Source organism: Prevotella sp. MGM2 (genome assembly GCF_002933955.1).
Lineage (GTDB): Bacteria > Bacteroidota > Bacteroidia > Bacteroidales > Bacteroidaceae > Alloprevotella.
The window spans coordinates 1-4,923 of record NZ_BEWW01000278.1; the positions used below are offsets into that span (position 1 = coordinate 1).

At 54.2% G+C, this 4,923-nt stretch carries 2 protein-coding genes; both read left to right on the top strand.

The features are described from left to right. Nucleotides 1-273 precede the first annotated feature (273 nt). Nucleotides 274-3,486 (top strand): TonB-dependent receptor, encoded by a 3,213-nt coding sequence (locus tag C5S62_RS07190; protein WP_104404708.1) that lies wholly within the window; start codon nt 274-276, stop codon nt 3,484-3,486. 21 nt (nt 3,487-3,507) lie between these two features. After that, nucleotides 3,508-4,923: RagB/SusD family nutrient uptake outer membrane protein (locus C5S62_RS07195; RefSeq protein WP_104404709.1), on the top strand; the 1,416-nt coding region annotated here is incomplete at its 3' end.

The window sequence follows — 4,923 nt, forward strand, 5'->3', positions numbered from 1 at the left end:
GTTAAATATGTTAAAGTCGGGCTGTTCCATGCCCCTCATCCCCTGTCCTTCTCACACATCTACAGTCTCCCATAAAAACCGGAAGGCACATCCCGCTGAAAAACAAGGGTTTAAACAGTACTTAAACCTGCACGACACCACTTTTTTCCCTCCCAAAGCCTCACACGCCGGCGTTTCTCCTATGCCTTACTTTTGCAAGAAGTAATGCATCAGGGCCTCTTTGTACCCTTTTGTCAGTTAAGACATCACAATGTTTAATTAAATGGTTATATTATGAACAAAAAGTTAGTGCTTTTGGGCGCCGCGATGCTCCTGAACGCCTCCACGGCCTCTGCGCAGAAGCGTGTGACGGGCCGCGTGGTCGACGCCTCCGGCCAGCCCGTTGTCGGCGCTTCGGTTCGCGTTGAGGGCCACCAGGCAGTGGCCACCACCGGCGACGACGGCCGTTTCGTTCTTCAGAACGTGCCCTCCTCCGCCCGTCACCTGCGTGTGTCCTACATCGGCAAGCAGGCCCAGACGGTGAGCATTGCCGGCAATGTGAACGTGACCCTGGCCGACAACGACAACATCCTCGACGAAGCAGTTGTCGTGGGATACGGTATGGTGAAGAAAGGCGATTTTACCGGTTCGGTGTCAGCGGTCAAAGGAGAAGAAATCAAGAAACTCCAGACTTCGAACCTCTCAAAAGCCCTCGAAGGTGCCATGCCGGGCATACAGCTCTCATCAAGCACCGGACAACCGGGTAGCGCAGCCAACATATATGTGCGCGGTATCGGTTCTATCAACGCCAATTCCGCTCCGCTCATCATCCTCGACGGAGCACCTTATGAAGGTTCGCTCAACCAGCTGAACAACGCCGACATCGAAAGCGTCAACTTGCAGAAGGACGCCTCCGCCACTTCTATCTATGGTGCGCGCGGTTCGAACGGTATTCTCTATATCACCACCAAGCGGGGCAAAAAGGGCAAGACGCAGGTGAATTTCGACGCCAAATGGGGCTGGAACTCCCGCGGTGTGCCCGAATATGCGAAAGTAAAGGGCGAAAAGCAGTATTACGAACTTGTCTGGGAATCTTTCTATAACCGTAACAAGAACAAAGGCGGCATGAGCGATGCGGAAGCGCGTTTTTCCGCTTCGCAGAGTCTGGTGAAAGAACTGGGAGGCTATAATTCCTATAACGTGGCTGACCATCTCCTGATAGACCCCATGACGGGGTTGCTCAATCCGGCGGCGAAGCTGCTCTATCATGAAGACTGGAACGACGAAGCCTTCCACAACGGTCTGCGTCAGGAATACAACGTGAGCATGTCGGGCGGCGACGAACGCACCGGCTATTATATGTCGTTCAACTACCTCAACGACGAAGCCTATGTGCGCAAATCTGACTTCAACCGCATGACGGGCCGTCTGCGTGTTGACCACAAGGCTTTCGACTGGCTGACGGTGGGTGCCAACGTAAGTTATGCCCACACCAAGACCAACGGTTTGGCCAGCAAGTCGGGACTGGCTTCAAACCTTTTCGGTTTCACGCAATACATCGCTCCCATCTATCCTGTTTACCTCTACGACAAGGCCGGCAATCTGGTGCCTGATGAAAACGGCAACCGCCAGCTTGATATGGGCAACAGTTTCGGCCGCACACGTCTTTACAGCATCGGCCAGAATCCTTTGGTAAACATCTACAACAATACTAACGAATCGACCCGCGACGTGTTCAACGCCCGCGGCTATGCCGATGTCAAACTCTACGACGGCCTTTACTTCCATGCAGACGTAGCCATCGACAATTTTGCGGGATATACTGATAAGTTCACGGCTCCTGTCACACCCGATGCCATCGAGGTGAACGGCCGCGGTAGTAAGTCGACATCACGTACGAGTGTTGTCAATGCCACCCAACGCCTCAACTATAATAAGGATTTCAAGGGCGGCCACAGCATCAGCCTCATGGCAGGCCACGAAACAAAGGCGCAGAACGAGCGCGGGCTGGCTGCTGAGCGTACACAGTTCTATCTGCCCGAAAACAACTTCTCTTATTCACTGATCACCTCAAGCGATCCTGCTTCAAATAATGACAGCTACCATCTGGAAAGTTATCTGGGACGCGCGGAGTACAGCTACCAGCACCGCTACAGCGTTTCGGGAACCTATCGCCGCGACGGTTCCAGCATGTTCGCTCCCGAGGCCCGCTGGGGTAACTTCTGGTCGGTGGGCGCCGCCTGGAACATCCACGAGGAAGCCTGGTTCCAAAACGCGCTGGGCGGCGTTTTCAGCAACATGAAGCTGAAAGCCAGCTACGGTACGCAAGGTAACGACTACCTGCTCGATGGTAGTGGCTATCGTCTCTACGGTGCTTATGTTGACCGCTTCGAAGTGTCAAACGCCGGTACCGCCGCCTCACCCGAATTCTCGGTAGTGCAAGTTTATCGCGGCAACCGCGACATCACATGGGAGAAGAGCAAAACCTTCAACGTCGGCCTCGAAGCCGGTCTCTTTAACCGCCGTCTGTCGTTTGAATTCGACTTTTTCATCAAGAACACCGATGACATGATAGGCAGCCACACGCTTCCTGTAAGCGAAGGCTCGCCCACTTCGATAATCACGAACGAACAGGCCATGCGCAACACAGGTGTGGAACTGCTCGTCAACGGACTCATCGTTGACACGAAAGACGTGAAATGGCGCGCATCGTTGAACATGACACACTACAAGAACGAGCTTACCCGCATGCAGAAAGGCCGCCCGGAGGAAGGTTATCAAACCGGCAGCTATTGGCGCAAGAAAGGCGGTTCGCTTTATGACTGGTACATGGCGCGCTTTGCCGGAGTAGACCCCGAAACGGGCGATGCCCTTTATTATAAAGATGTAAAGAAGGCCGTTGTCGATGCCGAAGGCAAACCTGTTCTCGACGGAGAGGGTAATCCTCTTTACCAGACTGTTATGGAAACAACGAACGACGGCAACCAAGCCACGCTCTACCAGTTGGGTAAATCGGCCCTGCCTAAAGTTTTCGGCGGTTTGAGCACTTCTGTCGAAGCCTTTGGCTTTGACCTCAGCGTGTCTACCGCTTTCTCTCTCGGCGGCTACACGTATGACAGCAGTTATGCCACGCTTATGACAGGCGGTATGGGTTCCACCTTCTCTACCGACATGTACAAGCGCTGGCAGAAGCCGGGCGACATCACCGATGTTCCCCGCCTCGAGAACGGATACCGCATGACGGGCGGCATAACCAATGACCGCTTCCTGACGAGTTCCAGCTACTTCTCCCTCCGCAATATCACTTTGGGCTACACCTTGCCCAAGAGTCTCATGGCGCGTGTTGCGGCCATCTCTTCCGTACGTGTTTACGCTGTGGGCGACAATCTTTTCCTCGGTTCGAAGCGTAAGGGACTCGATCCCCGTCAGAGCATCAACGGCGCTGTTGACACCAACTCCTATTCCGCTCTCCGCACCATTTCCTTTGGTGTCAACGTGAACTTTTAAACAAAATAAAACGTATCCATTATGAAAATAACTAAATATCTAGCTATTTTGCTCATGGGCGGCAGTATGGTGTCCTGCGGCGAGGATTTCCTCAACGATATGGATTCCTCCACCGTTACGCCGGACCAAATCAACGATCAGGCCAACAAGGATCCCGACAAGGTTCTGTCGAGCCAACTGAAAGGCTGCTACACTAGCTGGAACATAAGAACCGGCATATCGAGCAATGACATTAACGGCCACATGTCGGTCGGTTTCGGCGGCATCATGACACTTTCCGACGTGATGAGCAACGACATCTCGCTTGCACTCGGCAGCGGCGACCCTTGGCATTTCGACCACGTTCTCGACTATAATGCCGAACAATACGTCCGTGCGCGTTGGCCGTGGAACTTCTTCTATTCGCTCATCAAGAGCGCCAACGAACTTATTGACGTTGTCGATGAGGACAAAGCCAACGAGACTATCCGCCACATGCTCGGCCAGGCATACGCTTTCCGAGGCATCGGACACGCCTATCTGGCACAGTTCTATCAGAAAACCTATATCGACAGCAAGGACCTGCCCTGCGTTCCCCTGCGCCTGAGCAAGAAGGAGACCAGCATTACGGGCCGTGCTTCCGTGGAAAAGGTTTATGAGCAGATTGAGGCCGACCTTCTCAAGGCCATCGACTATCTGGACGGTTTCCGCCACACAGACAAGCAGAGCATCAACAAGAGCGTGGCCCAGGGTCTGCTCTCGCGTGTGTACCTCGTGATGAACCGTTGGGCCGATGCAGCAGCCATGGCCCATGACGCCCGTCAGGACTACTTCCTCAACGACCTGCAGGAAGCCACAGAGTGGAACTATCAGGACGTAGACAACCACGAAGTGATGTGGGGCTTCATTCCGACGGAATCCACTACGCGCATATTTGCCAGCTGGGCTTCATGGCACAGCACCGACGGTCCCGGCTATGCCGGTGTAGGCGGCGGCGCTTTCCAGCTCATCGATGCCGCCCTCTACAATTCCATTCCTCACAATGACGTGCGCAAGCAGCTCTTCGTGGCTCCGGGCCAGACGGTACCGGTGGGTAACAACGAGATTCCCGAATATGCCAACCTGAAGTTCCCCTTCGTCTCGCAATGGCTCGGCCAGGTGGTTTACATGCGTGCCTCGGAGATGTATCTCAACGAGGCCGAAGGCCTGCTCATGAGCGGCAACGCTCCCGGTGCCGCCGATGTCATGAAAGAATTCATGACTAACCGCGTGGAAAACTGGACAGCACCCGCTGCCTGGACACAGGCTGACATCTACAACCAGCGGCGCATAGAACTTTGGGGCGAAGGTTTCAGCTATTTCGACCACTGCCGCCTGAAGCAGGATATGGTACGCTCTTATGAGGGCACCAACGAGCCTCTCTCCACGCAGGTAAACATTCCCTACAGCAGTTATCTG

Coding starts and splice junctions, on each gene's coding strand:
- C5S62_RS07190 (WP_104404708.1), top strand. CDS start 274: ATGAACAAAAAGTTAGTGCTTTTGGGCGCCGCGATGCTCCTGAACGCC.